The organism is Ectopseudomonas toyotomiensis (assembly GCF_900115695.1).
Lineage (GTDB): Bacteria > Pseudomonadota > Gammaproteobacteria > Pseudomonadales > Pseudomonadaceae > Aquipseudomonas > Aquipseudomonas toyotomiensis.
This window is the reverse complement of the sequence record NZ_FOXK01000018.1, coordinates 1-25,113: the sequence shown is the minus strand read 5'-3', so window position 1 is coordinate 25,113 and position 25,113 is coordinate 1. Positions and strand designations below refer to the sequence as shown.

Annotated in this window: 27 protein-coding genes; 18 read left to right on the top strand and 9 right to left on the bottom strand. The window is 63.2% G+C overall.

Translation table 11 applies throughout. The annotated features are described in order from the left end of the window. Positions 1–132 precede the first annotated feature (132 nt). The 8 genes from hisB to BM186_RS25025 all read left to right on the top strand — a co-directional run bounded on the left by hisB (position 133) and on the right by BM186_RS25025 (position 5,893). Positions 133–726, top strand: a complete 594-nt coding sequence (gene hisB, locus BM186_RS25060) for an imidazoleglycerol-phosphate dehydratase HisB (protein WP_017675949.1) — start codon at positions 133–135, stop codon at positions 724–726. Then, positions 727–1,365, top strand: a complete 639-nt coding sequence (hisH, locus tag BM186_RS25055; RefSeq protein ID WP_074919092.1) for an imidazole glycerol phosphate synthase subunit HisH — start codon at positions 727–729, stop codon at positions 1,363–1,365. After that, complete coding sequence (locus BM186_RS25050) at positions 1,365–1,619, top strand: DUF2164 domain-containing protein (RefSeq protein ID WP_017675947.1); 255 nt, start codon at positions 1,365–1,367, stop codon at positions 1,617–1,619. The genes hisH and BM186_RS25050 overlap by 1 nt, the downstream gene beginning before the upstream one ends. A 37-nt stretch (positions 1,620–1,656) precedes the next feature. Further along, positions 1,657–2,394: a 1-(5-phosphoribosyl)-5-[(5-phosphoribosylamino)methylideneamino]imidazole-4-carboxamide isomerase gene (gene hisA / locus BM186_RS25045; RefSeq protein WP_017675946.1), complete on the top strand. Its 738-nt coding sequence runs from the start codon at positions 1,657–1,659 to the stop codon at positions 2,392–2,394. 77 nt (positions 2,395–2,471) lie between these two features. Next, the gene (gene hisF, locus BM186_RS25040; RefSeq protein WP_064495061.1) at positions 2,472–3,242 is read left to right on the top strand and encodes an imidazole glycerol phosphate synthase subunit HisF; all 771 of its coding nucleotides are present in this window, start codon (positions 2,472–2,474) and stop codon (positions 3,240–3,242) included. A 187-nt stretch (positions 3,243–3,429) separates the two neighbouring features. Continuing rightward, positions 3,430–4,164, top strand: coding sequence for a substrate-binding periplasmic protein (locus BM186_RS25035; protein WP_074919091.1), 735 nt, complete (start codon positions 3,430–3,432; stop codon positions 4,162–4,164). An 84-nt stretch (positions 4,165–4,248) separates the two neighbouring features. Next, entirely contained in the window at positions 4,249–5,004 is a 756-nt protein-coding gene (locus BM186_RS25030) for a substrate-binding periplasmic protein (protein ID WP_072424831.1), read from the top strand. A gap of 133 nt (positions 5,005–5,137) precedes the next feature. Next, on the top strand, positions 5,138–5,893 hold the full coding sequence (locus tag BM186_RS25025; RefSeq protein ID WP_072424832.1) for a substrate-binding periplasmic protein: 756 nt from the start codon (positions 5,138–5,140) through the stop codon (positions 5,891–5,893). Between the two features lie 144 nt (positions 5,894–6,037). On the opposite strand, the gene BM186_RS25020 is transcribed toward BM186_RS25025, so the two are convergent. The 3 genes from BM186_RS25020 to gpmI all read right to left on the bottom strand — a co-directional run bounded on the left by BM186_RS25020 (position 6,038) and on the right by gpmI (position 10,414). Continuing rightward, positions 6,038–7,354: a S41 family peptidase gene (locus BM186_RS25020; RefSeq protein ID WP_072424833.1), complete on the bottom strand. Its 1,317-nt coding sequence runs from the start codon at positions 7,352–7,354 to the stop codon at positions 6,038–6,040. 172 nt (positions 7,355–7,526) lie between these two features. Further along, entirely contained in the window at positions 7,527–8,774 is a 1,248-nt protein-coding gene (locus BM186_RS25015) for a murein hydrolase activator EnvC family protein (RefSeq protein ID WP_074919089.1), read from the bottom strand. 107 nt (positions 8,775–8,881) lie between these two features. After that, on the bottom strand, positions 8,882–10,414 hold the full coding sequence (gpmI, locus tag BM186_RS25010; RefSeq protein ID WP_074919087.1) for a 2,3-bisphosphoglycerate-independent phosphoglycerate mutase: 1,533 nt from the start codon (positions 10,412–10,414) through the stop codon (positions 8,882–8,884). 147 nt (positions 10,415–10,561) lie between these two features. Here gpmI and BM186_RS25005 point away from each other — a divergent pair, with 147 nt between their 5' ends. From BM186_RS25005 to secB, 3 genes are read left to right on the top strand one after another with little or no spacing between them, the layout of a single operon-like run. Next, the gene (locus BM186_RS25005; protein ID WP_064495066.1) at positions 10,562–10,975 is read left to right on the top strand and encodes a rhodanese-like domain-containing protein; all 414 of its coding nucleotides are present in this window, start codon (positions 10,562–10,564) and stop codon (positions 10,973–10,975) included. Position 10,976: 1 nt separating this feature from the next. Then, entirely contained in the window at positions 10,977–11,237 is a 261-nt protein-coding gene (grxC, locus tag BM186_RS25000; RefSeq protein WP_003464145.1) for a glutaredoxin 3, read from the top strand. A 28-nt stretch (positions 11,238–11,265) separates the two neighbouring features. After that, a complete protein-coding gene (gene secB / locus BM186_RS24995; RefSeq protein WP_017675937.1) occupies positions 11,266–11,751 on the top strand; it encodes a protein-export chaperone SecB in 486 nt (161 codons plus the stop codon). 63 nt (positions 11,752–11,814) lie between these two features. Here secB and trmL read toward each other — a convergent pair whose 3' ends face one another. Continuing rightward, a complete protein-coding gene (gene trmL / locus BM186_RS24990; protein ID WP_059392386.1) occupies positions 11,815–12,279 on the bottom strand; it encodes a tRNA (uridine(34)/cytosine(34)/5-carboxymethylaminomethyluridine(34)-2'-O)-methyltransferase TrmL in 465 nt (154 codons plus the stop codon). On the opposite strand from trmL, the gene BM186_RS24985 reads away from it, so the two are divergent. Continuing rightward, positions 12,278–12,721 carry a hypothetical protein gene (locus tag BM186_RS24985; RefSeq protein WP_017675935.1) on the top strand — a complete coding sequence of 148 codons (444 nt, stop codon included), beginning with the start codon at positions 12,278–12,280 and terminating at the stop codon, positions 12,719–12,721. The two genes, trmL and BM186_RS24985, sit on opposite strands and share 2 nt — an antisense overlap. Positions 12,722–13,057: 336 nt before the next feature. Here BM186_RS24985 and BM186_RS24980 read toward each other — a convergent pair whose 3' ends face one another. Then, positions 13,058–15,436 carry a penicillin acylase family protein gene (locus tag BM186_RS24980; protein ID WP_074919085.1) on the bottom strand — a complete coding sequence of 793 codons (2,379 nt, stop codon included), beginning with the start codon at positions 15,434–15,436 and terminating at the stop codon, positions 13,058–13,060. Positions 15,437–15,556: 120 nt separating this feature from the next. Here BM186_RS24980 and BM186_RS24975 point away from each other — a divergent pair, with 120 nt between their 5' ends. Further along, positions 15,557–16,588, top strand: coding sequence for an AraC family transcriptional regulator (locus tag BM186_RS24975; protein ID WP_074919083.1), 1,032 nt, complete (start codon positions 15,557–15,559; stop codon positions 16,586–16,588). Positions 16,589–16,775: 187 nt separating this feature from the next. On the opposite strand, the gene BM186_RS24970 is transcribed toward BM186_RS24975, so the two are convergent. Then, positions 16,776–17,357 carry a DUF6436 domain-containing protein gene (locus BM186_RS24970; RefSeq protein ID WP_072425063.1) on the bottom strand — a complete coding sequence of 194 codons (582 nt, stop codon included), beginning with the start codon at positions 17,355–17,357 and terminating at the stop codon, positions 16,776–16,778. A gap of 124 nt (positions 17,358–17,481) precedes the next feature. On the opposite strand from BM186_RS24970, the gene BM186_RS24965 reads away from it, so the two are divergent. Then, a complete protein-coding gene (locus BM186_RS24965; RefSeq protein ID WP_072424840.1) occupies positions 17,482–18,423 on the top strand; it encodes a phospholipase BipL in 942 nt (313 codons plus the stop codon). A gap of 157 nt (positions 18,424–18,580) precedes the next feature. Here BM186_RS24965 and BM186_RS24960 read toward each other — a convergent pair whose 3' ends face one another. Continuing rightward, positions 18,581–19,348: a hypothetical protein gene (locus tag BM186_RS24960; protein WP_074919082.1), complete on the bottom strand. Its 768-nt coding sequence runs from the start codon at positions 19,346–19,348 to the stop codon at positions 18,581–18,583. A 113-nt stretch (positions 19,349–19,461) separates the two neighbouring features. Between BM186_RS24960 and BM186_RS24955 the strand changes: the two genes are divergently transcribed. Both BM186_RS24955 and BM186_RS24950 read left to right on the top strand, forming a co-directional pair. Next, entirely contained in the window at positions 19,462–20,085 is a 624-nt protein-coding gene (locus BM186_RS24955; protein WP_074919080.1) for a 2OG-Fe(II) oxygenase, read from the top strand. Between the two features lie 38 nt (positions 20,086–20,123). Beyond that, a complete protein-coding gene (locus BM186_RS24950; RefSeq protein ID WP_074919078.1) occupies positions 20,124–20,615 on the top strand; it encodes a 2-thiouracil desulfurase family protein in 492 nt (163 codons plus the stop codon). A 224-nt stretch (positions 20,616–20,839) separates the two neighbouring features. Here the strand turns inward: BM186_RS24950 and serA are convergent, their stop codons facing one another. Beyond that, entirely contained in the window at positions 20,840–22,069 is a 1,230-nt protein-coding gene (gene serA / locus BM186_RS24945) for a phosphoglycerate dehydrogenase (protein WP_017675927.1), read from the bottom strand. 181 nt (positions 22,070–22,250) lie between these two features. Here serA and BM186_RS24940 point away from each other — a divergent pair, with 181 nt between their 5' ends. Next, a complete protein-coding gene (locus BM186_RS24940) occupies positions 22,251–23,642 on the top strand; it encodes an FAD-binding oxidoreductase (protein WP_074919076.1) in 1,392 nt (463 codons plus the stop codon). 229 nt (positions 23,643–23,871) lie between these two features. Here the strand turns inward: BM186_RS24940 and BM186_RS27050 are convergent, their stop codons facing one another. Continuing rightward, the gene (locus tag BM186_RS27050) at positions 23,872–24,528 is read right to left on the bottom strand and encodes a LexA family transcriptional regulator (protein ID WP_394327906.1); all 657 of its coding nucleotides are present in this window, start codon (positions 24,526–24,528) and stop codon (positions 23,872–23,874) included. 229 nt (positions 24,529–24,757) lie between these two features. Between BM186_RS27050 and BM186_RS24930 the strand changes: the two genes are divergently transcribed. Next, positions 24,758–25,096, top strand: a complete 339-nt coding sequence (locus BM186_RS24930; protein ID WP_074916773.1) for a helix-turn-helix domain-containing protein — start codon at positions 24,758–24,760, stop codon at positions 25,094–25,096. Positions 25,097–25,113: the final 17 nt, after the last annotated feature.

The window sequence follows — 25,113 nt, the reverse complement described above, 5'->3', positions numbered from 1 at the left end:
AAAAGCCCGCTCAGGCCTCGCGCCTGCGCGGGCTTTTTCGTTTCTGCCCGTCCGACCATCGCCGGTAGCCGTTGCCGCCCCGGCACGCCTATAATGCTGGCCTTTTTCCGTTAGTAATTCGTGGAGCTGGTGATGGCCGAACGTACGGCATTCGTCGAGCGCAACACCCTGGAGACCCAGGTCAAGGTCTCGATCAACCTGGATGGCACCGGTAAGGCGCGCTTCGATATCGGTGTGCCCTTTCTCGAGCACATGCTCGACCAGATCGCCCGTCATGGTCTGATCGACCTCGATATCGAGTGCAAGGGCGATCTGCATATCGACGACCACCATACCGTCGAGGACGTCGGCATTACTCTCGGCCAGGCCTTTACCAAGGCCATTGGCGACAAGAAGGGCATGACCCGTTACGGCCATTCCTACGTGCCGCTGGACGAAGCGCTGTCGCGCGTGGTGATCGACTTCTCCGGTCGCCCGGGCCTGCAGATGCACGTGCCGTTCACCCGCGCGGTGGTTGGCAACTTCGACGTTGACCTGTTCCAGGAGTTCTTCCAGGGCTTCGTCAACCACGCGCTGGTGTCGCTGCACATCGACAACCTGCGTGGGCACAACACCCACCACCAGATCGAGACCGTGTTCAAGGCCTTCGGACGCGCGCTGCGCATGGCGGTGGAGCTGGACCCGCGCATGGCCGGGCAGATGCCGTCGACCAAGGGCTGTCTGTAAATGCAGACGGTAGCCGTAATCGACTATGGCATGGGCAACCTGCACTCGGTGGCCAAGGCGCTGGAGCATGTCGGCGCCGGCCGCGTGCTGGTGACCTCCGACGCCAAGGTGATCCGCGAGGCCGACCGCGTGGTGTTTCCCGGCGTCGGCGCGATCCGCGACTGCATGGCCGAGATCAGGCGCCTGGGCTTCGATGAGCTGGTGCGTGAGGTCAGCGCCGACCGTCCGTTCCTCGGTATCTGCGTCGGTATGCAGGCGCTGCTCGAGCGCAGCGAGGAGAACGACGGCGTCGACTGCATCGGCCTGTTCCCCGGTCAGGTGCGCTTCTTCGGCAAGGATCTGAACGAAGACGGCGAGCGCCTGAAGGTGCCGCACATGGGCTGGAACGAGGTCAGCCAGGCAGTCAAGCACCCGCTGTGGCACGACATCCCGGACAGCGCACGCTTCTACTTCGTGCACAGCTACTACATCGAGGCCGGCAAGCCGCAGCAGGTGGTCGGTCGCGGCCACTACGGCAAGGACTTCGCTGCCGCACTGGCCGAGGGCTCGCGCTTCGCCGTGCAGTTCCACCCGGAGAAGAGCCATACCCATGGCCTGCAGCTGCTGCAGAACTTCGCCGCCTGGGATGGGCGCTGGTAATGGCCCGCAGCAAGGTCCCCAGTCTCGCGCTTGAGCCTGCCCAGGAGCAGGCCGCGCTGCTGATGCTGAAGCGCTTTCTCGACGAACGTTTCGAGCTGCAGCTGGGCACCTTCGAAGTGCAGGAAGTCCTCGACCAGATCACCCGCGAGCTGGCGCCGCACTATTACAACAAGGCGATTCTCGATGTGCAGGCGCACCTGAAAGACAGGTTCGAAAGCATCGAGAGCGACCTCTGGGCGCTCGAAAAGAGCTGAGCGCCTTACCGAATTCAAACTTGAGCAGGTTCAACCGATGCTGATTATCCCCGCTATCGATCTGAAGGACGGCGCCTGCGTGCGTCTGCGTCAGGGCCGTATGGAAGACTCCACGGTGTTCTCCGATGATCCGGTGAGCATGGCTGCCAAGTGGGTCGAGGGTGGCTGCCGTCGTCTGCATCTGGTCGACCTGAACGGCGCCTTCGAAGGCCAACCGGTCAACGGCGAGGTGGTCACCGCCATTGCCAAGCGCTACCCGACCCTGCCAATTCAGATCGGCGGCGGTATCCGTACTCTGGAGACCATCGAGCACTACGTGCGTGCCGGCGTCAGCTACGTGATCATCGGCACCAAGGCGGTGAAAGAGCCTGAGTTCGTCACCGAGGCGTGCAAGGCCTTCCCCGGCAAGGTCATCGTCGGCCTGGATGCCAAGGACGGCTTCGTTGCCACCGACGGCTGGGCGGAAGTCTCCAGCGTGCAGGCTACCGACCTGGCCAAGCGCTTCGAGGCTGACGGCGTGTCCGCCATCGTTTATACCGACATCGCCAAAGACGGCATGATGCAGGGGTGCAACGTCGAAGCCACCGCCGCGCTGGCCGCTGCCAGCCGCATTCCGGTGATCGCCTCCGGCGGCATCCACAACCTGGGTGATATCGAGAAGCTGCTGCTGGCGCGCTCGCCCGGCATCATCGGCGCCATCACCGGCCGCGCGATTTACGAAGGCACCCTGGATGTGGCCGAGGCGCAGGCCTTCTGCGACAGCTTCAAGGGTTGAACCGTAGGGCGGGTGAAACCCGCCGCAATTGACGCAATCTTTATCGGTGGGTTGCACCCACCCTACGGGAGCTCCGTATGGCACTGGCTAAACGCATTATCCCCTGCCTCGACGTGGACAACGGCCGCGTGGTCAAGGGCGTCAAGTTCGAGAACATCCGCGACGCCGGTGATCCGGTGGAGATCGCTCGCCGCTACGATGAGCAGGGCGCTGACGAGATCACCTTCCTCGACATCACCGCCAGCGTCGACGGCCGCGACACCACCCTGCACACCGTCGAGCGCATGGCCAGCCAGGTGTTCATCCCGCTCACCGTCGGTGGCGGCGTGCGCACCGTGCAGGACATTCGCAACCTGCTCAATGCCGGCGCCGACAAGGTGTCGATCAACACCGCTGCGGTGTTCAATCCCGAGTTCGTCGGCGAGGCTGCCGCGCGTTTCGGCTCGCAGTGCATCGTCGTCGCCATCGACGCCAAGCGTGTGTCTGCGCCGGGTGAGCCGGGCCGTTGGGAGATCTTCACCCATGGCGGGCGTAAGCCGACCGGCCTGGATGCCGTGGCGTGGGCGCGCAAGATGGAAGAGCTGGGCGCCGGTGAGATCCTGCTGACCAGCATGGATCAGGACGGCGTTAAGAGTGGCTACGACCTCGGTGTGACTCGCGCCATCAGCGAGGCCGTGCGCGTGCCGGTGATCGCCTCCGGTGGCGTCGGCAACCTGCAGCACCTGGCCGACGGTATCCTCGAAGGCAAGGCTGATGCCGTGCTGGCCGCGAGCATCTTCCACTTCGGCGAGTACACCGTGCCGGAAGCCAAGGCCTACCTGGCCAGTCGCGGTATCGTGGTGCGCTAAGGCTCCGGTCTGTTCGGGTCACGCTCGTGGCCCGTTGATCGCTCGACAGAGCCTGTAACGAAAGCTGCGGGCGAGTCGACGGCAAAGTGCCAGCGATGCGGCTAAAATCTCCCACCATTCCTGAATCCTATGCCTCTGCTTCTGGCGGATGGCATTCCCTTGCCGAACTTTCCGACACGGAGTCCCCATGTTCCTTCTTCGATTCGTGACCATACTGGCCCTGGCGTGTGGTCTCAGCCTCGCGCGCGCTGAACCACTGGTGCTGCTCACGGAGAATCTGCCTCCCTTCAACATGTCGGTCGCCGGCACCAACTATGCCCGTGACGATGGCGTGACCGGCATCAGCTCCGACATCCTGCGTGCGGTGTGCGAGCGTGCTCAGGTCCAGTGCCAGCAGATCTTGCGCTTCCCCTGGCAGCGTGTTTACCAGCAGACGCTGGATGACGCGGGCTACGGGCTGTTTTCCACCGCGCGTACCGCAGAGCGCGAAGGGCTGTTCAAGTGGGTGGGGCCGATCGCCAGGAACGAATGGGTGCTGTTCAGCAAGGGTGACAGTTCGATCCAGTTGAACAGTCTCGACGACGCACGGCGTTATCGTATTGGTGGCTATAAAGGTGACGCCAAGACCCAGTTCCTGCTCGATCGCGGGTTGGAAGTGCAGACGGCGTTGCGTGACAGCGAGAACGTCAAGAAGCTGGAAAGGGGCCAGATCGACTTGTGGGTTACCTCCAATCAGGCGGGGCGTTTCGTCGCGCGCCAGGAGGGCCTGGAGAACCTCAAGGTGGTGCAGAATCTGCACACCGCTGATCTCTACCTAGCGCTCAACCTGCAGACTCCTGACGAGCTGGTGCAGAAGTTGCAAAGTGCACTGGACTCGCTGCGGGCCGAGGGGGCGTTGAGGAGTATCGAGGCGCGCTACTGAGGCACACTGCCAGTAATCGCTGGGCCGGGGAGGGCGTGGCGGTTATCCTGAGGTGGTCTGCCTTTTCATAGAAAGAGAAATGTCATGTTCAAACGTCTGCTAATCGCGTTCGCTGGCACCCTTGTGGTGCTCGCTGGCGCGGTGCGCGCCGAAGTGGACCCGAACTACAGCGTGGTCCTGCTGACCGAGAATTTCCCGCCCTACAACATGGCGATCAACGGCAAGAACTTCGCTCAGGAAGACAATATCGATGGCATCGCCGTCGATGTGGTCAGAGAGATGTTCAAGCGTGCCGGGGTCAAGTACAGCCTGACCCTGCGTTTCCCCTGGGATCGTATCTACAAGCTGGCGCTGGAAAAACCGAACTACGGTGTTTTCGTCACCGCGCGCCTGCCGGAGCGTGAGCAACTGTTCAAGTGGGTTGGCCCGATCGGTCCTGATGACTGGGTACTGCTGGCCAAGGGCGACAGTTCGATCAACCTGGCCAATCTGGATGAGGCCAAGCAGTATCGCATTGGTGCCTACAAGGGCGATGCCATCTCCGAATATCTGGTCGACAAGGGGGTGGAGCACAGCACCTCGTTGCGTGACCAGGAAAATGCCCGCAAGCTGATGGCCGGGCAGATCGATCTATGGGCCACCGGTGATCCTGCCGGCCGCTACCTGGCCAAGCAGGAGGGGATCTCCGGTCTGCGCACCGTGTTGCGCTTCGACAGTGCCGAGCTTTACCTGGCACTGAACAAGGAAATGCCTGACGAGATCGTCGCCAAGCTGCAGGCAGCGCTGGATCAGATGCGCGCCGAAGGCTTTGTCGACGAGACGCTGAACAACTACCTGTAAGCACCGAACACGCGACCGGCCACGAGCCGGTCGCTTGCCATGGATGGCAAAGCCACTGAGTGCCAATGACCGGGCTCAGGCCCATGCAAGGATGTCGCTAGCCATAACCAAAATCATGCGAGCGGTACGTCTTATGCTGAATACTCTGAAGAAAAGCCTGTTTGTCACCTTGTTCATGCTCTGCGGTTCCGCGTACGCGGAGTTGCCGCAGGATTACAAGGTGGTGCTGCTGACCGAGAATTTCCCGCCCTTCAACATGGCGGTGGACGACAAGAACTTCGCCCGTGACGACGGTATCGATGGCATCAGTGCCGACATCGTGCGCGAGATGTTCAAGCGTGCCGGCATCGACTACACCCTGACCCTGCGTTTTCCATGGGATCGCCTCTATCGCCTGACACTGGACAAACCCAACTACGGGCTGTTCTCCACCACCTATACCGAGGAGCGCAAGCCGCTGTTCAAATGGGTCGGCCCGATCGCCAAGACCGGCTGGGTGTTGCTCGCCGCGCCGGGTAACGACATCAAGGTGTCGAGTCTGCAGGATGCTGCCAAATATCGTATCGGTGCCTACAAGAACGATGCGGTCAGCCAGAATCTGGAGAGCCAGGGCCTGGAGCCGATCAACGCCCTGCGCGACCAGGAGAACGTGAAGAAGCTGGTGCGCGGGCAAATCGACCTGTGGGCCACCACCGACCCGGTGGGTCGTTATCTGGCCAAGCAGGAAGACGTTACCGGTCTCAACACCGTGCTGCGTTTCAGGGAAGCCGAGCTGTACCTGGCGCTGAACAAGGATACCCCGGACGAGGTGGTGCAGCGTCTGCAGAAGGCGCTGGATGAGCTGCGCAGCGAAGGCTTCATCGACGACATTACCGAGAACTATCTGTAAAACCGTAGAATGTCGCGGGGCCGCCTAGGCCGCGCGCACCAGCCGTGACGCTGGTTCCAGCCTCGGTGCGCACGGCGCACCCTACGCGCTTCGCCAAAGAAAAAGCCCGGACATTTGTCCGGGCTTTTCGTATGGCCTGCTGGCTCAGTTGCCGCGCGTGACGCTCAGGCCCTTGAGCAGGTTGAGGGCCTGGCTTAGCTGGTAGTCGTCGTCCTGCGGGCGTTCGGCGCGTGCTGCCTGGGCAGCCTTGCTCGGGCGATCAGCACCGCCGTTGCCATTGCCCAGGTGGCCCTGCAGGTCGGCTTCCTTGATGCCTTCACTGTCCTGCTCGCGGGTGAGCTTGGCACGCGCCACTTCGATGTCGGGGACGATGCCCTGAGCCTGGATCGAGCGGCCGTTGGGCGTGAAATACAGGGCGGTGGTCAGCTTCAGCGCGCGGTCGTTGTTCAACGGCAGCACGGTCTGTACCGAGCCCTTGCCGAAGCTGTCAGTGCCCATCAGTACCGCGCGTTTGTGATCCTGCAGCGCACCGGCGACGATCTCCGAAGCAGAGGCGCTGCCGCCATTGATCAGAACCACCAGCGGTACGCCTTCGCTGGCGTCGGCCGGGTCGGCGTTGAAACGCAGTTCGGAATTGGCCAGGCGGCCTTCGGTGTAGACGATCAGGCCGCTCTTGAGGAAGTGGTCGGTGACTTCCACGGCTGCCTGCAGCACGCCGCCCGGGTTGTTGCGCAGGTCCATGACCAGGCCGCGCAGTTTCTTGTTGCCGTTGTCCTGGCGCAGTTTGGTCAGCGCCTTGCCGACCTCCTCGCCGGTATTGACCTGGAATTGCGAGATACGCAGATAGCCGTAGCCGTCTTCGAGCATCTGGCTCTTGACGCTGCGCACCTTGATCACCGCGCGGGTCAGGGTCAGGTCGAACGGGCGACCGCCATCACGCACCAGCGTCAGCTCGATCTTGCTACCGGCCTTGCCGCGCATCTTGTCCACGGCTTCCATCATCGACAGGCCTTTGGTCGGCTGGCCGTCGATCTTGACGATCAGGTCGCCGGGCTGGATGCCGGCCTTCGATGCTGGAGTGTCGTCGATGGGCGAGACCACCTTGACGAAGCCATCCTCCATGCCGACCTCGATGCCCAGGCCGCCGAACTCGCCGCTGGTGCTTTCCTGCAGCTCGGCGAAGGCTTCCGGTTCGAGGTAAGCCGAGTGCGGGTCGAGGTTGCTGAGCATGCCCTTGATGGCATTCTCCAGCAGGGTCTTGTCGCTTACCGGCTCGACGTAGGCTGCCTTGATGCGGTCCATCACCTCGGCGAAGGTGCGCAGATCATCCAACGGCAGTGGAGCCTTGCCGCTCGCCGCTGCTACTGGCGCGGGGGCAGGCTCGGCGGCATGCAGGGCTGGAGCGCCGAGCAGCAGCCCGAGGGCCAGGGCCAGGCAGGTGGGGCGGAAGCGATGAGACATGAAGACAACTCCTAGTTAAATTAGGCGCCACCAGGCTGCTGAAAAACTACCTGCGTTGGCAATACTGCGTTAAAAACGGCCTCAGAATGCTCATTTACAGCTCGTAAATTCCGCTTCTTCGACCGTTTTTGCCTTGTCTTGCCGGCCTCGCTTACGTTTTTCAAAAACTTGGTTATCCCTGCGCGCGGCACCACTGTGCCGGATCACTCGGGCGACCGTTCTGGCGAATGGCGAAGTACAGTGCCGATGTTTCCTGGCCACCGCTGCTACCTACGGTGGCGATGGGATCGCCGGCCTTTACCACGTCTCCGGCACTCTTGAGCAGGTTCTGATTGTGGCCATACAGGCTCAGATAACCGTTGCCATGGTCGAGAATGACCAACAGACCGGCGCCACGCAACCAGTCGGCGAATACCACGCGACCACCATGCACGGCGCGTACCTGACTGCCAGCGGGCGCACCAATCAGTACGCCATCCCACTTAGTACGAGCGTCGCCGCCGCGAGGGGTTCCGTAGCGTGCTACCAATCGGCCATCGACCGGCCACGGCAACTTGCCGCGTGCGCTGGCGAAAGGCCCGCCGTAGACGGCTCCGGATGTCACCAACGGGCCGCTTGGCTGGCTGGGCTGCTGGCCTGGCCGAGCCTGCTCTGCCTGCTGCGCGGCCAGGGCGCGCTTGCGCGCCTCTTCGGCCTCGCGCGCCTGGCGGGCCAGGGTTTCTTCGATGGTCTTCAGTACACGACCCAGCTCGGCCTGTTCCTGCTGGCGCGCCTTGAGCCGCTGATCACGGGTGGCGAAGTCGCGGTTGAGCTTGGCCAGTGCCTGCTGGCGTTCCTTGCGCGCTTCGGCGAGCCGCGCGTGGCGCTCATCCAGGCCCGCTTTCTGCGCCTGTAACTGGGCCTGGTGGCTGTTGATTTCCTGCTCGACATTGGCCAATTGGCGCAGGGTCTCGTTGAACGCGGCGAGCTGTTCGAGACGCGCCTGGCTGAGGTAGTCGTAGTAGGTGAGGGTGCGTGAGAATTTTTCCGGGTTCTGCTGGTTGAGCAGCAGCTTGACGTATTCCTGGCGGCCGCTCTGATAGGCGGCGCGGGCCTGGATTGCGATCAGCCTTTGCTGTTCAGTGCGCGCGTCCTGGAGTTTTTTTTTCTCCTGATCCAGGCGCTGGATTTCCTGCTCGCTGCCCTTGAGCTCGCGCTGCAGTTCCTTGACCTGGTTTTCCAGGTCGCCCATCTCGGTCTCGGTCTTCTTCAGCTGCTGCTGCACGCCGGATTTCTCCTGCTGCAGTTTCTCCAGCAGCTTCTTCAGCTCGGCGACGTCCTGGCGCGCGGCTTCCAGCTGGCGCTGGGTATCGGCGCGCTGATCGGCGATGGCCGGAGCGATCAGGCTGCTGAGCAGAATCAGGGCAAGGATGCGAAGCATGGGCGAGGCGACACCGGAGGGCGAATTGAGGCCTAGTATGCCCGCGCCGCCGGGCAAAAAAAACGCCCCGGGCCTCACGGCGCGGGGCGTTTCTTGTTTTCTGCCGATTACTGCAGCTCGACGATGGTCTTGCCGGTCATCTCGGCCGGCTGTTCCAGGCCCATCAGCTTGAGCAGGGTCGGTGCCACGTCGGCCAGCACGCCACCTTCGCGAATGCGCGCTGGGCGTTTGCCGACGTAGATGAACGGCACCGGCTCGCAGGTGTGGGCAGTGTGCGCCTGGCCGGTGCACTCGTCTTCCATCTGCTCGACGTTGCCGTGGTCGGCGGTGATCAGCGCTTCGCCGCCGACCTTCTCAAGCGCCTCGGTGATGCGACCGACGCAGCTGTCGAGGGTTTCCACGGCCTTTACTGCTGCCTCGAACACGCCGGTATGGCCAACCATGTCGCCGTTGGCGTAGTTGACGACGATCACGTCATAGCGCTGGTTCTCGATGGCATCGACGATCTTGTCGGTCACCTCTGGCGCGCTCATTTCCGGCTTGAGGTCGTAGGTGGCGACGTTCGGCGAGGGGATGAGGATGCGTTCTTCGCCCTCGAACGGCTCTTCGCGGCCGCCGGAGAAGAAGAAGGTGACGTGAGCATATTTCTCGGTTTCGGCGATGCGCAGCTGGGTCTTGCCGTTCTTCGCCAGGTATTCGCCGAGCACGTTGGTCAGAGCTTCCGGAGCGAAGGCACTGGGGGCCGGAATGCTCGCCGCGTACTGGGTGAGCATGACGAAGCCGACCTGCGGTGCACGCTTGCGCTCGAACTCCTTGAAACCAGGCTCGACGAAGGCGCGGGTCAGTTCGCGGGCGCGGTCGGCGCGGAAGTTCATGAACACCACGGCGTCGCCGTCCTCGACCTGTACCGGTGTACCGATGGTGGTGGCCTTGACGAATTCGTCGCTCTCGCCGCGTTCGTAGGCGGCCTGCAGGCCTGCCACGGCGTTGGCGGCGTTGAACTGGCCGGCACCGTCGACGATCAGATTGTAGGCCTGCTCGACGCGGTCCCAGCGGTTGTCGCGGTCCATGGCGAAGTAGCGGCCGGTGAGGCTGGCGACGCGGCCCTTGCCGAGGCGGGCGAAGGCGGCGTCGAGCAGCTCGATCGACGGTTGCGCGCTTTTCGGCGGTGTGTCGCGGCCGTCGAGGAAGGCGTGCAGGTAGATCTTCTCGGCGCCGCGCTTGGCGGCCAGTTCGGCCATGGCGACGATGTGATCCTGGTGGCTGTGTACGCCACCATCGGAGAGCAGACCGAGGATGTGCACGGCCTTGCCGGCGGCCACGGCCTTGTCGACGGCCTGGTTGATGGTGGCGTTATCGAAGAATTCGCCGTCGCGAATCGCCTTGGTCACGCGGGTGAAGTCCTGGTACACCACGCGGCCGGCACCGAGGTTCATATGGCCGACTTCGGAGTTGCCCATCTGCCCGTCCGGCAGGCCGACGTCCATACCGCTGCCGGAGATCAGGCCGTGCGGGTAGGTGGCGCGCAGGCGGTCGTAGACCGGCGTGCTGGCGGCGTGGATGGCGTTGTACTCGGGTTTGTTGCTGTGACCGAAGCCGTCGAGGATGATCAGAACCAAGGGTTTTGGCGTGGCACTCATTGAACTGGCTCGCTCTGCGTCTGAGGGGGCAATGAAACAGCCCGGCATTTTAGGGCCAAGCGCCTGGCGCGTCACTGCCAGACGGGGTTTGGCCGACCTGTGGGGCTGTGTATACTGGCCGGCATTTTACCGTCCTGGGCCATATAGATGTTCGCCAACCTGATTGAATTCATCATCAACCACTACGTACTGAGTGGAATGTTCGCCGTTCTGCTGGTGTTGCTGATCGTCACCGAAATGCGCAAGGGCGGGCAGAGCCTGTCGAGCCGCGAGCTCACCGCGCTGGTCAACAGCGACAAGGGCGTTGTGCTCGACGTGCGCGCGCAGAAGGACTTCTCCGCCGGACATATCGTCGATTCGCTGCACATCCCTTACGACAAGGTGGTGGCACGTGTCGCCGAGCTGGAAAAGCACAAGGCCAAGACCATCGTCGTCGTCGACGCCATGGGTCAGCATGCCGGCAGCGTCGCCCGCGAGCTGAAGAAAGCCGGTTTTACCGCCGCCAAGCTGTCCGGTGGCATCGCCACCTGGCGCGGCGACAACCTGCCGCTGGTGAAGTGACATGACCAGCGTGGTCGTCTACTCCAGCGACTGGTGCCCCTACTGCATGCGCGCCAAGCAACTGCTGGCCAGCAAAGGGGTGGACTTCGAGGAAATTCGCGTCGACGGTCAGCCGGCCATCCGCGCGGAGATGACCCGCAAGGCCGGCCGCACCTCGGTGCCGCAAATCTGGATCGGCAGCACCCATGTGGGTGGCTGTGACGACCTCTATGCCCTGGAGCGCGCCGGCAAGCTCGACGCCCTGCTGCAGAGCCCCGCTTGAAACCTCAACGTTAAGGAAGGCAAACGCCATGACCGAGCAAGCCAACAGCGGCGCAGCCGCTGCCGATTCGCAGAATCCGCAATTTTCCCTGCAGCGCATCTACGTCAAGGACCTGTCCTTCGAAGCGCCGAAGAGCCCGGAAATCTTCCGTCAGGAGTGGACGCCGAGCGTCGGTCTGGATCTGAACACCCGCCAGAAGGCCCTGGAGGGCGACTTCCACGAAGTGGTGCTGACCCTGTCGGTGACAGTCAAGAACGGCGAAGAAGTCGCCTTCATCGCTGAAGTACAGCAGGCCGGCATCTTCCTGATCAAGGGGCTGGACGCTGCCTCGATGAGCCACACCCTCGGTGCCTTCTGCCCGAACATCCTGTTCCCGTACGCCCGTGAAGCGCTGGACAGCCTGGTGATCCGTGGCTCGTTCCCGGCCCTGATGCTGTCGCCGGTGAACTTCGACGCGCTGTACGCCCAGGAGCTGCAGCGCATGCAGCAAGCCGGCGAAACCACTGCTCACTAAGTGCTCGGTTCAGCTGCGTGAAAAAGCGCCCCTCGGGGCGCTTTTTTGTGTCCGCTCGCGGCCTTAGTCGGCGCCAGCGAAGCCGTTCTGCCGCCAGGCCTCGTACACGGTCACCGCCACGGTGTTGGACAGGTTCAGGCTGCGGCAACCGGCGCGCATCGGCAGGCGTACGCGCTGCTCCGGCGGTAGCGCGTTACGTACGTCCTCGGGCAGGCCACGGCTTTCCGGGCCGAACAGAAACGCGTCGCCGGGCTGGTAGGCGATCTCGTGGAACGGCTGCGAGCCCTTGGTGGTGAAGGCGAACAGGCGCGGCTGGCCAAGGCTGTCGAGGCAGCTCTGCAGGTCCGGGTGGCGCTTGAGGGTGGCGTATTCGTGATAATCCAGGCCGGCCCGACGCAGGCGCTTGTCGTCCAGTTCGAAGCCCAGCGGCTCGATCAGGTGCAGCTGGCAGCCGCTGTTGGCGCACAGCCTGATAATGTTGCCGGTATTGGGCGGAATTTCCGGTTGAAAGAGGATGACGTGGAACATGCAACACTCCGAGCGCTGGGACGAGCGCCATTCTACGCCGCCAGAAGATCCACGGCCGCGTTTGCGCTGGCGTTTCGTGGCATCGGTGATGCTGATCGCCTTTCTCGTCGGCATGATGATCGGCCGGGTGTTCGATCCACCACGTCTGCGTATCGAGGATGCCGAGGCCTGGGAGCAGGGACTACAGCTCTGGTTCAATCGTGAGCCGCAGGCGCAGGCCGAACATGTCGACGGCGCCCTGGTGTATCGCTACGAGGATGCCTACGGGCGTGTGCGTGAGGGACAATTGAAACTGCCGCTGGGGCTGGTGAACTGGCGCGTGGAGCGCGACGGACGGGATCTGCTGCTGGTGCTGGTGTCACCCCGCCCGCTGGACGGGGAGTGGCGCGGTGCGCAAGAGGATGGACGTTGGCGGGCGCGCCTGACGCTGCGTCCCAAATAAAGAAGGGGATTCCCCGGCCTGCCTGTACCAAGGTCCCCGAAACGGGTGGCGCCGTGCTCATTGGCAGAGCAGCGGCGCGTTACACATGACGCGCGGTGGCGTCGAATAAAGAAGGGGATTCCCCGGCCTGCCTGTACCAAGGTCCCCGAAACTGGGATTGCCTTAGCATATGCAGGGCGTGTGCCAATTTTATTACCGGAGCGGGAAGGTGCTATTTCGCTGGGATTGAGGCCCACGGGCGAGGGCTGCGGCGCCAGTTGCGGCGCCGCGGTGCACCAGCGTGCAGCGTGATGCACCGATGACGCACCACGCTGTTCTAGGGCGCTGGATGGTTGTTCAGCGTGGCAGCAGTTTCAGCGTGCCCTGGCTGTTGGCTTTGACGTCGGCTTCGCTCAGGTGCTGTGGCTGATACTTGCCGGCCACATGGGGCGCCGCTTGATCGCCGTAATGCGCGTCGAACGGCACGCCGCTCTGGCCGACGGGAATGCCACCCAGCGCCTTGTCGGCATCGGCCAGGTCGACCAGTCGTCGGGTCGATGGGCCATAGACCACGGGCCAGGGCGCCGGGCCAACCTTGTGCGAGAGGTTGTTCGGTGTTTCATGGCCGCCTGGTGCGGCAAACGGGCCGACGTTCAGCAGCCAGGTCAGCGGCTGCTGCTGACCAAGTGCGTGCTGATGCGTGAGGGTATGACCGCGGCCCCAGTTCCAGGCATCGACATCATTGCCGAGCACGCTGCGTAGATGCGTCAGGCTGGCGCGCCAGGCGTCGGCGACGATCTGTGCGCGGCTTTCGCGTTGCTCGCTGCCCTGGCGATTCCACCAAGGCGAGTCGGCATTGGCGGTCAGGCGTGGCAGGGCAGTGTCGAGCACGCGGGTTTGCAGCAGGCTGTCGAAGAACACCTCACCCAGCTCGTCGGCCATGGCTTCGCGGGCAAGCTGATAGGTCAGCTGATTGAACAGGGTGGCGGCCACGGAATCGAGTGTGTGGTCGCCATTCCACTTGGCCAGTTGTTCCGCCAGTGCGCGCTCCTCATCGGTCGTCGCTGCCGCTCGCAGCTCGTCGAGGATCGGCGCCAGCAGGCGCGGCCCATAGCCGGTACCGGGGTCGAGCTGCAGCGCCTGGCTGTTCTGCGTATCCCACTTCACCGAGGCGTCGCTCAGGCGCTGGTTCAGGCGCTGACCGCGATCAGGCAGGTTGTAGTAACCGGGAATTTCGATGCCGCTGGCCGGTACGGGCTGGTAGTTGGCCGAGAGGATGTAGCCGCGCTCCGGGTTCTCTTCCTGCGGGTTGGCGCTGAAGGGGTGATAGCCGAGCTTGTCCGCGTTACCGCTGGCGCCATCGAGAATGAAGGTCGGATTGACCCCGGTCGGGCGCAGCGGCAGCTTGGCGGCGGCCCACCAGCCAATATCACCGCTGGCACTGGCCCAGAGCACATTGAGGCCGGGTGCTTCGATCTTCTCGACGGCGGCGCGGGCCTTGTCCAGGCTGTCGGCGCGGCCCAGTTGGTAGAAGGCGTCGAGCATCGGGTTGTCGGTTTCGAGGAAGGCCCACCACATGGCGATCGGCGTGTTGCCGCTGGTCTGGCCCAGGGCATCGTTGATGATCGGCCCGTGCGGCGAGCGGCGCAGGGTAATCTGCACCGGCTCGGCACCTTTGACCCGGATGGTTTCCGTACGCTGTTCGAGGTCGACCCAGTTGCCCTGGTACCAGACCTGGTTGGCGTTATCCGGATTGACGCGCTCGGCGATCAGGTCGAGGTCGTCGTTCTGGAACATGGTCAGGCTCCAGGCGAAGTCGCGATTGTGGCCGAGCATGGCGCTGGGGATCAACGCGTGGTGGTAGCCATACAGTTCATAGCCGGGCGCCTGCAGGTGCGCCTCGTACCAGACCGCCGGCAGCGAGAAACGAATGTGCGGGTCACCGGCCAGCAGTGGCTTGCCGCTGGCGGTGCGGCTGCCGGAAACAGCCCAGGCGTTGCTGCCCTCGAACTGTGGCAGGCCGGTGCCCTCCAGGGCGCTGTTGCTGAGTTGAGCGAGGGCGGAAAGATCCTGCCAGTCGCCTGCGGCCAGGGAGGTGCCGAGCACGCCCTGCGGATGCCAGTCGAGATCGAACAACTCGAGATAGTCCGCACCCAGGGCGTCACGGATATGGGTCATCACCGGTTCGGTGCGCAGGGCCGCGGCGAAGCTGTAGGCCATGTAGCCAGCGATGCTGAGCGTATCGGCCATGGTGAAAGGGCGTGGCTCGATGCCCAGCAGGTCGAACTCCAGCGGACCTGGGCGGCTGGCCTGGTACTGGTTGACCCCCTCGAGATAGTGCTGCAGCGCCTGGGTGGACGGACTGTTGGCTTCCAGACTGGCGGCGTAGGCATCGGCGTGGCGGCCTATTTCCAGGGTGCGGAACAGGCGGTCGGTGGGCACCAGCTTTTCTCCGAGCACTTCGGCCAGTTCGCCGCGCGCCAGGCGCCGCAGCAGCTCCATCTGGAACAGGCGATCCTGGGCGTGGACGAAACCGAGGGCGCGGTACATGTCCGCTTCATTCTCGGCGCGGATGTGCGGCACGCCGCGTTCGTCGTAATCGACCGTGACCGGCGCCTGCAGCGCGCCGAGTACCAACTCGCCATCGCGTTGCGGTTGCTTGTCATGCAGGTACCAGGTCAGGCCGCCAGCAGCGGCTGCAATCACCAGCGCAAGGGCGGTCAGGGAACGTTTCATCCAGCGATCCTTATTGTTGTGGAGCAAGCGTGCGGGCATTTTGCTCAGGCGCTCGGGTGTCGGCATTGACCATATGCCTCAAGACTGAAAGTCTATGGTCAATAGCTGCCCGGAACCGCCATGGCTGATAACGCCTTCGTCGCCCTCACTCATTCCTCGACCCTGCGCCGGCTGCTCTACGAGGCCCTGGCGGCGCTGGGGCTCGACCCGACCGACACCTACCGTCGGGCCTATGCTGGTGTAGCCCTGGCGGCGCCGTTGCTGGAAGCACGCGAGGAGCACGACAATGCGCCGCGCTTCTGGCAGGCGCTGGAGGGCATCAGCGGTGACGCCGATATCGGCCTGCACCTGGGCGAGGTCATGCAGCCACGGCCGATGGATGTGGTCAGCTATCTGCTGCTGGCGGCTCGGGACCTGCGTCAGGGCTTGCAAGCCTTCGTGCGCTTCCAGCACATCCTCTCCGGCGGTTTTGCCGCGCGACTGCAGGAGCAGGGAGACGAGGCGCACCTGGTGATCGATCTCAACTATCGCCAGGTTGGCTCGCTACGTCAGCAGATGGAGTGCCTGGCCGTGCTGCTGAGCAAGATGCTGGCGTCGGCCGCTGGCGGCGAGTTGCCATTGATAGGCGTCGAGTTTCGCCACCGGGCGCCACGCAAGCTTGCCGAGCATCGCCGCCTGCTGGGTGTCGAGCCCCGTTTCTCGAGGCCGCACGATGTGCTGATTCTGCCGCGTGCACTGCTCTCGCGGCCTTCGCGCAGCGCCAGCCCGCGATTGTTCGAGGTGCTCAGCGAAGAAGCCGAGAAGCAGTTGGCAGGGTTGGTGGAGAACCAGCTGTTGGCGCGGGTGCGCTACTGGTTGGAGATCAACCTGGGCAGTGCGACCTGTAGCCTGGAAACCTGTGCCCAGGCTCTGGGCAGCAACCGCAGTGCCTTGCAGCGGGCGCTGAGTGAGCAGGGCAGCAGCTTTCGTGCGCTTCACGATGAAGTGCGCCGTTTGCGCGCGTTGCGCCTGCTCGATCAGGGGCTGGGTGTACGCGACGTGGCGCGGGCCTGCGGTTTCGCCGAGCTGTCGCCGTTCTACCGCGCGTTTCGTCGCTGGCAGGGCGGGACGCCGCGCGGTCTGGTATCGCGCCACGGATCGACTGGCGATTGAAGAGCGTTCGTAGGGTGGGTTAGCGACGCTGGAGGAGGATCGACAAACGCCGCGGAGGTGGTACGTCGCGTAACCCACCAGGCGGTGGCTCGTATTGCGCCGATGGTGGGTTACGCCGCGTCAAACAGGGCTAATCGACCGGTAAGCGCGACAGGCGGCTAACCCACCCTACGTTGCTCGGGCCTCGTCAGTTGCTGGTCGGCGCGGACCATTCACAGAAGCAGCCCACCGCCAGGGTGTTGCTGGCGTCGACCCGGCGCCCTGCGGCCAGGGCTTCGAGAATCGGCTCGATGAAGCTGTTGCTCGAGTTGCAGACCAGGCCTTCGCTGTAAGGCCCGAAGTAGGCCAGCTGGCCCTGTTTGTCCCAGATTGCCACCGCGGGGCTGGCTGGCAGGTTGGTGCTGCCGGGCAGCTCATCGATGGGTTGCAGTGCGGCCAGTTCGGCGGGCAGGCGGCCCTGGCTGCCGGGCTTCTGCACGACGTGAAATTGCACACCTTGTGGCGTGTAGTGTTCGATCAGTTCGGCAAGGTGCTGCTGGTTGCCGACATTGCATGGGCAGGCCGGGTCCCAGAAATGCACCAGGCGGATCGCGCCGGGGCCGCTCAGTTCAGTGGGTAGCTGCAGTTCGGCGCCGGAGAACACCGCTGCGCGCTCGTCGAAGGTGCGCAGGTAGCGTGTTTCGAACCAGCGGTAGGCCAGCGCCATGCCGGCCAGCCAGGACAGGGCGAGCAGGGCGATGAGCAGGTTCTTGCGGGACAGGCGGAGCATGGGGAGGGCCGGGCGAAAAAGGGCGTGTAGCTTGCCACGATGCGCCGGGCAGCTGAATATCGCAGCATTCGAGGAGATGTCGTCGGGATCGTCCGCGCGCATCCTGCAACCTATGGAAAGCCCTATGTCAGAGCCGTTTCAGCCCGATCACTTGCGCCCGCTGCTGCGACCCTTGGCCGCAGCGCACCTGGAATTGCCGGCGCTGCAGGCCTATCGAAGCTTCTACGGCTTCGATCAGGCAGCGCGTTTCGCCGGGCTGGACAACCGCCTCGGCAGCTTCAATGCCGCCGGCTACCAGATCGCCGTGCAGCTGTGGGCGCCGGCCGAGCCGCAGGGCACCCTGCTGTTGCTGCACGGCTATTACGACCATATGGGCCTGTACCGACATGTGGTCGACTGGGCACTGAGCATGAATTTTGCCGTGCTCGCCTGCGACCTGCCGGGGCACGGCCTGTCCAGCGGTGCGCGCGCCAGCATCGGTGATTTTGCCGAGTATCAGCAGGTGCTGGGCGGGTTGTTCGAGCAGGCCAGCGAGCTGGGGCTGCCGCAGCCCTGGCATCTCTGTGGGCAGAGTACGGGTGGGGCGATTCTGCTGGATTATCTGCTCGCCGACGGCAAGCGCCCGGAGCTCGGGCAGAGCATTCTCCTGGCGCCACTGGTGCGGCCGCGCGCCTGGGCCTGGTCGAAGCTCAGCTATCGAATGCTCAGCCCCTTCGTTCGGGAAATTCCGCGGCGCTTCAGCGAGAACTCCAGCGACGCCACCTTCATCGACTTCGTGCACAACCTCGATCCCCTGCAGCCGCGCAGTCTGCCGACTGCCTGGGTGGGGGCATTGGCCAAATGGGTGCCGCATATCGAAGCGGCCGGGCGCAGCACGCACAGCCCGCTGATCATTCAGGGTGAGGCGGACATGACCGTGGACTGGCGCTACAACCTCGAGGTGCTGCAGGACAAGTTCCATCAGCCGCAGATTCTGCGATTGGCAGACGCCCGCCATCACCTGGCGAACGAGAACGAGACGTTGCGTAAGCACTATTTCGACTTTCTGCGCGAGCGATTGGCATAGGGCGTACTCGGCTTTGGCCTCCTGCGTCGCTCTACCTCCTGCATCCATGCAGCCGTCGCGAAGCAGTACGCCGGGACGTTGAACGTTAGGCGGGCTTTTCGCTTCGCTCCTGAGCACCGCCCTACGCGCAGGTTTGTGCCAGGACTCGGTAGGCGCCTCAGATGCCCTGCGGCGCCGGCGCCAGCTCGTTGCTGCTCATGCCTACTGCGAGGCCTGCGCGTAGCGCCTGCAGGGCAGCCTGGTAATAGGCTTTGCCCGCCTCCGACTGGGCGAATTCGACGAACTGCTCCAGCTCGGGGTCGCTCAGCTCGCGATAGACGTGCAGCAGGGTGTTGTCGAGATCCTGTTCGATCTGCGTCATCAGGCGCTCACGCTGGCCATTAAGCAACCCTTGAGCCTGGCTGCCGCCGAGCAGGCCGGGAATCATCTGGCTAAGGCTGTCGGCCGCCACGCCGGCCAGCGCCAGGCTGACTTCAGCCCCCGCTTCCTTGGCCGGAATGGCCTGGGCCAGGTGACGAATCAGCAGGCGCCGGGTGGCATCGGCCTCGGTGCGTGGCAGGCCGTTGGCATATTTGGCCAACTGGTCGCTACGGGTGGCCAGCGTCTCGGCGGCGACGATCTTGCGGCCCAATGCGGACTCGAAGAAAGCCAGCGCCGGCTGCGGGTCGGCCAGCTCCATGCCCAGGCTGTACTGCGCGCGCTGGTCGATGGCGGCAGCGGCGAAGCGGCGATTGCTGTTATCCACCAACGCCTGAAACACCGCCGGTGGCAGGGTGCTGCGGTAGCGCTGCTGAGCAGCGTCGAGCGCCTGGTTGAAATGTTCGCGCTGTTGCGGCCAGCCGGCAGCCTGATACAGGCGCAGGTGGTCATCTGCCAGGGCCGGCAAGGTCAGGCCAATCAGCAACAGGGCAAACAGAACGCGCATCGAGAACTCCTTGGCAAACTTTCCTGGCCGGCCGCTGGGTGCTGCGGCCGGTTATTTTCGGTGGCTGGTGGAGGCTTGTCGAGTCACGACATGCCACTGATACAATCGCCGCCATGACCGAATCCAGCCTGCAAGACCTCTTTTCCGGCCTTATCGACGACCTTGCCAGCCAGGGCTGGTCGCAACGGGCGTTGTTCGCCCCAGAGGTTCTGACCCGCGAACTGGCCGCCGAGTGCCGTATGCGTGCACAGAACGGCGAACTCAATGCCGCCAGCGTTGGTCGTGGGGGCATGCAGCAGGTGCAGGAAGGGATTCGCGGCGATCGCATCCAATGGCTGGAACCTGGGCAGAGCCAAGCCTGTGACCAGTATCTGCAATTGATGGACGGTTTGCGTCAGGCGCTCAACCAGTCGCTCTATCTGGGGCTCGAAGACTATGAATGCCACTTCGCCTGCTATGCACCGGGGGCCTTCTATCAGCGTCATCTTGATCGCTTTCGCGATGACGACCGCCGCACGGTGTCGGCGGTGTTCTATCTGAACGAGGACTGGCAGGCCGAGCAGGGCGGGGCGTTGCGCCTGTATCTGGCCGATGGCCGGGAGCATGACGTACTGCCCCAGGCGGGCACACTGGCGCTGTTTCTATCTTCCGAGATGCCTCACGAAGTGCTGCCGGCCACCCGCGAGCGACTGTCATTGACCGGCTGGTTCAGGCGTCGAGGTGGCGCGGTACTCTGAGGCCTGCGGGCTGTCTGGCGACAGTCATGGAGAGGACAATGCAGAAGATATTGGTCAGCCGCTGCCTGCTCGGGCATCGGGTGCGTTATGACGGCGGTGCTCACGGCCCTTTCGATCAACTGCAGAGGTGGCTGGATGAAGGACGAGTGGTGGCGCTGTGCCCGGAGGTGGCCGGTGGCCTGCCGACGCCACGTCCGCCTGCGGAAATTCGCGATGGACAGGGTGGTGCGGTGTTGGATGGTCGGCTGCCAGTACTGACGATCGAGGGCGAGGATGTCACGGCTGCGTTCGTCGAAGGCGCCGAACAGGCGCTGGCGCTGGTGCGCGAGCACGACATCCGCCTGGCACTGCTGAAGGCGCGCAGCCCTTCGTGTGGCAATCTGGAAAACTACGACGGCAGTTTCAGTGGCGTGCGAGTGCTGGGCGAAGGGGTTACTGCTGCCCTGCTGAAACGAGCCGGGGTGAAGGTGTTCAACGAAACGCAGTTGGACGAAGCAGCAGCCGAATTGGCGCGGTTGGAGCGGGATTGAGGTAGCCCGGATGCAATCCGGGGCACGGTGGTGCGCGCGGCGTACCCTACGGAATGAGAAAGGGAGGCCGAAGCCTCCCTTTGTTCATTTCTACATAGCTCCGGGGCTCGCGAGCTAGAGCGAGAAAAGGCGGGAGCGACCGAGGAGAGCGGAGTTTACGTCAGTAAATGAGCATCTCCGAGGTCGTTCCCAACGCCGTATCGCCGGCGCGCAGCAGCTCCGACTTAGAACAGAACGCGGCTGCGGATGGTGCCATTGACGTGCTGCAGCTTTTCCAGCGCCAGGTCGGAGTACTCGGCGTCGACGTCGATCACCACGTAGCCGACCTTGTCATTGGTCTGCAGGAACTGGCCGGAGATGTTGATGCCGTTGTCGGCGAACACCTTGTTGATTTCGCTCATCACGCCCGGAATGTTCTCGTGGATGTGCAGCAGGCGGTGTTTGCCCGGATGCGCCGGCAGGGCCACTTCAGGGAAGTTGACCGAGGACACCGAGGTGCCGTTGTCGCTGTATTTGACCAGCTTCTCGGCCACTTCTAGGCCGATGTTGGCCTGCGCTTCGGCGGTGGAGCCACCGATGTGCGGGGTCAGGATCACGCGATCCAGGCCGCGCAGCGGGCTCTCGAACTCTTCGTCGTTGGACTTGGGTTCGACCGGAAACACGTCGATGGCCGCGCCGATCAGGTGCTCGTCCTTGATCGCCTGGGCCAGGTGATCCAGCTCGACCACGGTACCGCGCGCGGCGTTGATCAGGATGCCGCCCTTCTTCATGGCGCGGATTTCCTTCTCACCGATCATCCACTGGGTGGACGGCAGCTCCGGCACGTGCAGGGAGACGATGTCGCACAGGCCCAGCAGCTCGTAGAGGTCACCGATCTGCGTGGCGTTGCCCAGTGGCAGCTTGGTCACGGTGTCGTAGAAGAACACCTGCATGCCGAGGGCCTCGGCCAGTACCGAGAGCTGGGTGCCGATGGAGCCGTAGCCGACGATGCCCAGCTTCTTGCCGCGGATCTCGAAGGAGTTGGCCGCCGACTTGATCCAGCCGCCACGGTGGCAGGAGGCGTTCTTCTCGGGGATGCCGCGCAGCAGCAGGATGGCCTGGGCCAGCACCAGCTCGGCCACCGAGCGGGTATTGGAGTAGGGCGCGTTGAACACGGCGATACCGCGCTCGCGGGCGGCGTCCAGGTCGACCTGGTTGGTCCCGATGCAGAAGCAACCGACGGCTACCAGCTTCTTCGCGCAGTCGAAGACCTCGGCGGTCAGCTGAGTGCGCGAGCGAATACCGATGAAGTGCGCATCGGCGATCTTTTCTTTCAGCTCTTCGCCTGACAGCGCGCCCTTGAGGTACTCGATGTTGCTGTAGCCGGCGGCCTTCAGAGTGTCCACGGCATTCTGGTGGACGCCTTCGAGAAGAAGGAACTTGATCTTGCTCTTGTCGAGAGAGGTCTTGCTCATCGGAGTACCTGTTGTCCCAGGGATGTTTGCAGGGAAGGGCCGAGAAACTCAGCCAGCGCCCGTAGATCGCCGCATGGCTCGATTCACGGGGTGCGTATGCTAGCATGTTCGCCTTTTTCAATGCTCGGTTGCGACCTGAATGGTTCTCAGGGCGACCATGAATCCTTTGAGAGTTCTGTAGATGACCACCCCTGCCCAGATCGAAGAGCTGAAGACCCTGGTTGAGCCCGGCAAGGTACTGACCGACGCCGATTCCCTCGAGGCCTATGGCAAGGACTGGACCAAGCATTTCGCCCCGGCGCCTTCGGCCATCGTCTTCCCCAAGAGCATCGAGCAGGTGCAGGCCATCGTGCGTTGGGCCAACGCGCACAAGATTGCCCTGGTGCCGTCCGGCGGCCGTACCGGCCTCTCGGCCGCAGCGGTAGCGGCCAACGGCGAAGTGGTGGTGGCGTTCGACTACATGAACCAGATTCTCTCGTTCAACGAATACGACCGTGCAGCGGTATGCCAGCCCGGCGTGGTGACCAAGCAGCTGCAGCTGTTCGCCGAGGAGAAAGGCCTGTATTACCCGGTTGACTTCGCTTCCTCGGGCTCCAGCCAGATTGGCGGCAACATCGGCACCAATGCCGGCGGGATCAAGGTGATTCGCTACGGCATGACCCGCAACTGGGTGGCCGGGCTGAAGGTCGTGACCGGTACCGGCGAACTGCTGGAGCTGAACAAGGACCTGATCAAGAACGCCACCGGTTACGACCTGCGCCAGCTGTTCATCGGCGCCGAAGGCACCCTGGGCTTTGTGGTCGAAGCGACCATGCGCCTGGATCGCGCGCCGAAGAACCTCACCGCGATGGTGCTCGGCACCGCTGATTTCGACTCGATCATGCCGGTGCTGCACGCCTTCCAGAGCAAGCTCGACCTGACCGCGTTCGAGTTCTTCTCCGACAAGGCACTGGCCAAGGTGCTCGGTCGTGGCGACGTGCCGGCGCCGTTCGAAAGCGAATGCCCCTTCTATGCTCTGTTGGAATTCGAAGCCAGTAACGAGGAAGTGGCCAACTTGGCGCTGGAAACCTTCGAGTACTGCGTCGAGCAGGGCTGGGTGGTCGACGGCGTGATGAGTCAGAGCGAGCAGCAGCTGCAGAACCTGTGGAAGCTGCGCGAATACATCTCCGAAACCATCAGCCACTGGACGCCGTACAAGAACGACATCTCGGTCACCGTCAGCCAGGTGCCGGCCTTCCTCAAGGATATCGATGCCATCGTCGAAGCCAATTACCCGGATTTCGAGGTGGTATGGTTCGGCCATATCGGTGACGGCAACCTGCATCTGAATATCTTGAAGCCCGAGAACCTGTCCAAGGACGAGTTCTTCGCCAAGTGCGCGGTGGTCAACCAGTGGGTGTTCGAGACCGTGCAGAAGTACAACGGCTCGATCAGCGCCGAGCACGGCGTGGGCATGACCAAGCGCGACTACCTGCACTACAGCCGCAGCGAGGCGGAGATCGCCTGCATGAAAGCGGTCAAGGCGGTGTTCGATCCCAATGGCATCATGAACCCCGGCAAGATCTTCGCCTGATGTGAGCTAGTGGGAGTATTGGCACAGGTCAAGAAGCGCGTCGGAAGAAGCCGGATAAGGCCGGGGGATGGCGGACGGCCAAGCGGGGCGCGGGGTTCAGGCGGGTGAGCAGCGCGGCGGGTGGTGAAACAGTGCCAAAACTCGCGAACACGGAAACGGCAGGATTTCACAGGGGGATTTGGCACTGCCGTTTGAGGCGGCAGAGCGGGCTTCCCTGCCCGTCACTTCTCTAGACCATCCAGCCACCGGCCCAGACGACGCGGCCGATGATGTGCAGCTCGGCCAGGCGATCCCTGGGCACCATCATATCTTTGTATGCGGCGTTGTGGCTGATGATCAGCACCGAGCCATCGAACTGGCGCTGCAGGCGCTTGGCATAGAGATGGTCATCGAGCATGACCACATAGACACCCTCACCCTCAAGCGCGTTGCGGCTCAGGTCGATCATGACGGTGTCGCCGTCATCGAGCAGCCCAAGCATCGAGTCACCGTCTACGCGCAAGCATGCCAGATTAGCGGGCGTCAGACCCTTCTTGCGGAGCGAGTAGCGGGTGAACGACAGGTTCACCAGTACGCGGCTGCGCTCATTCCAGGCGCCACTGCCTGCGCTGCAGCGGGCGTCGTACAGAGGGACATAGGCATAGGCATCGCTTTCTGCCACTGGCGCTTCTTGCGCTCTAGTCTCCATGAACATTTCCCCTCGCCCTGTCGCAATCCAGTCCAGGGATATGCCCTTTCCAGAGGCTAGAAGGGCAACGGAGCCAAAGGCAGGCATCCCATCGCCAGATATCCAGCGCTGCAGAGACGAAAGAGCAACCTGAGCAGTGGCGGCAGCCTGTTTTCGGGATTCGTACAGATCTGCAACGGCAGCTATTCGGCTTTCCATTCCCGTATACGGAAAAGAAAGTTCCTCGCCAGACGCTTTCCCTTGTTTCTTTTCTTCGTAACCCATTGATTTATAAGACCTTAAAACCGTATTCAGTTGCGAGGCCCGTTTTCGAGAAAAGAAAGTCTCGAAAACAGTTTTACAGATCCTGTTTATGGGTTATGTTTATGTCGTAAGGCACGTTAAACATCCCGAAAACGCCACCCCGCCAGGTGGTATGGATCAAGACATGAACACAGCGGAAATCCCATCTGACCCAGCACTGCGCTGGGAGTGGATCAAGTTCCAGCTACGGGCCAAGGGCACGTCGCTGGCGAAGCTGGCGCGCGAGCAGCACGTCACAGGGCCAGCCCTGAAGAACGTGAAGCGCACGCCCTACCCACGTATGGAGCGCGTAATCGCCAAGGCTCTCGGCCTTACTGTCCAGGTGCTTTGGCCGGAACGCTGGGATGCCCATGGCAACCCCAATCGTCAGCGCCCCAAGCGCCCAGAGGCTATGTCCGCGCGTATGCAAAAGCATAACGCAGCTTGTGACCTTGGGCACCGTAAAACAGGGACGGATAACTAGACATGAGTCGCGTAAAA

What these genes read in the sequence shown, in the direction of transcription:
- BM186_RS25050 (WP_017675947.1), top strand. Translation starts at nt 1,365, where the DNA reads ATGGCCCGCAGCAAGGTCCCCAGTCTCGCGCTTGAGCCTGCCCAGGAG.
- BM186_RS24980 (WP_074919085.1), bottom strand. Translation starts at nt 15,436, where the DNA reads ATGAAACGTTCCCTGACCGCCCTTGCGCTGGTGATTGCAGCCGCTGCT.
- serA (WP_017675927.1), bottom strand. Translation starts at nt 22,069, where the DNA reads ATGAGCAAGACCTCTCTCGACAAGAGCAAGATCAAGTTCCTTCTTCTC.
- BM186_RS24950 (WP_074919078.1), top strand. Translation starts at nt 20,124, where the DNA reads ATGCAGAAGATATTGGTCAGCCGCTGCCTGCTCGGGCATCGGGTGCGT.
- BM186_RS25035 (WP_074919091.1), top strand. Translation starts at nt 3,430, where the DNA reads ATGTTCCTTCTTCGATTCGTGACCATACTGGCCCTGGCGTGTGGTCTC.
- BM186_RS24930 (WP_074916773.1), top strand. Translation starts at nt 24,758, where the DNA reads ATGAACACAGCGGAAATCCCATCTGACCCAGCACTGCGCTGGGAGTGG.
- hisB (WP_017675949.1), top strand. Translation starts at nt 133, where the DNA reads ATGGCCGAACGTACGGCATTCGTCGAGCGCAACACCCTGGAGACCCAG.
- BM186_RS24960 (WP_074919082.1), bottom strand. Translation starts at nt 19,348, where the DNA reads ATGCGCGTTCTGTTTGCCCTGTTGCTGATTGGCCTGACCTTGCCGGCC.
- BM186_RS24975 (WP_074919083.1), top strand. Translation starts at nt 15,557, where the DNA reads ATGGCTGATAACGCCTTCGTCGCCCTCACTCATTCCTCGACCCTGCGC.
- BM186_RS24955 (WP_074919080.1), top strand. Translation starts at nt 19,462, where the DNA reads ATGACCGAATCCAGCCTGCAAGACCTCTTTTCCGGCCTTATCGACGAC.
- trmL (WP_059392386.1), bottom strand. Translation starts at nt 12,279, where the DNA reads ATGTTCCACGTCATCCTCTTTCAACCGGAAATTCCGCCCAATACCGGC.
- BM186_RS24940 (WP_074919076.1), top strand. Translation starts at nt 22,251, where the DNA reads ATGACCACCCCTGCCCAGATCGAAGAGCTGAAGACCCTGGTTGAGCCC.
- hisH (WP_074919092.1), top strand. Translation starts at nt 727, where the DNA reads ATGCAGACGGTAGCCGTAATCGACTATGGCATGGGCAACCTGCACTCG.
- hisA (WP_017675946.1), top strand. Translation starts at nt 1,657, where the DNA reads ATGCTGATTATCCCCGCTATCGATCTGAAGGACGGCGCCTGCGTGCGT.
- BM186_RS25025 (WP_072424832.1), top strand. Translation starts at nt 5,138, where the DNA reads ATGCTGAATACTCTGAAGAAAAGCCTGTTTGTCACCTTGTTCATGCTC.
- BM186_RS24965 (WP_072424840.1), top strand. Translation starts at nt 17,482, where the DNA reads ATGTCAGAGCCGTTTCAGCCCGATCACTTGCGCCCGCTGCTGCGACCC.
- BM186_RS25015 (WP_074919089.1), bottom strand. Translation starts at nt 8,774, where the DNA reads ATGCTTCGCATCCTTGCCCTGATTCTGCTCAGCAGCCTGATCGCTCCG.
- BM186_RS24970 (WP_072425063.1), bottom strand. Translation starts at nt 17,357, where the DNA reads ATGCTCCGCCTGTCCCGCAAGAACCTGCTCATCGCCCTGCTCGCCCTG.
- BM186_RS24985 (WP_017675935.1), top strand. Translation starts at nt 12,278, where the DNA reads ATGCAACACTCCGAGCGCTGGGACGAGCGCCATTCTACGCCGCCAGAA.
- BM186_RS25005 (WP_064495066.1), top strand. Translation starts at nt 10,562, where the DNA reads ATGTTCGCCAACCTGATTGAATTCATCATCAACCACTACGTACTGAGT.
- gpmI (WP_074919087.1), bottom strand. Translation starts at nt 10,414, where the DNA reads ATGAGTGCCACGCCAAAACCCTTGGTTCTGATCATCCTCGACGGCTTC.
- BM186_RS27050 (WP_394327906.1), bottom strand. Translation starts at nt 24,528, where the DNA reads ATGGAAAGCCGAATAGCTGCCGTTGCAGATCTGTACGAATCCCGAAAA.
- hisF (WP_064495061.1), top strand. Translation starts at nt 2,472, where the DNA reads ATGGCACTGGCTAAACGCATTATCCCCTGCCTCGACGTGGACAACGGC.
- BM186_RS25020 (WP_072424833.1), bottom strand. Translation starts at nt 7,354, where the DNA reads ATGTCTCATCGCTTCCGCCCCACCTGCCTGGCCCTGGCCCTCGGGCTG.
- BM186_RS25030 (WP_072424831.1), top strand. Translation starts at nt 4,249, where the DNA reads ATGTTCAAACGTCTGCTAATCGCGTTCGCTGGCACCCTTGTGGTGCTC.
- secB (WP_017675937.1), top strand. Translation starts at nt 11,266, where the DNA reads ATGACCGAGCAAGCCAACAGCGGCGCAGCCGCTGCCGATTCGCAGAAT.
- grxC (WP_003464145.1), top strand. Translation starts at nt 10,977, where the DNA reads ATGACCAGCGTGGTCGTCTACTCCAGCGACTGGTGCCCCTACTGCATG.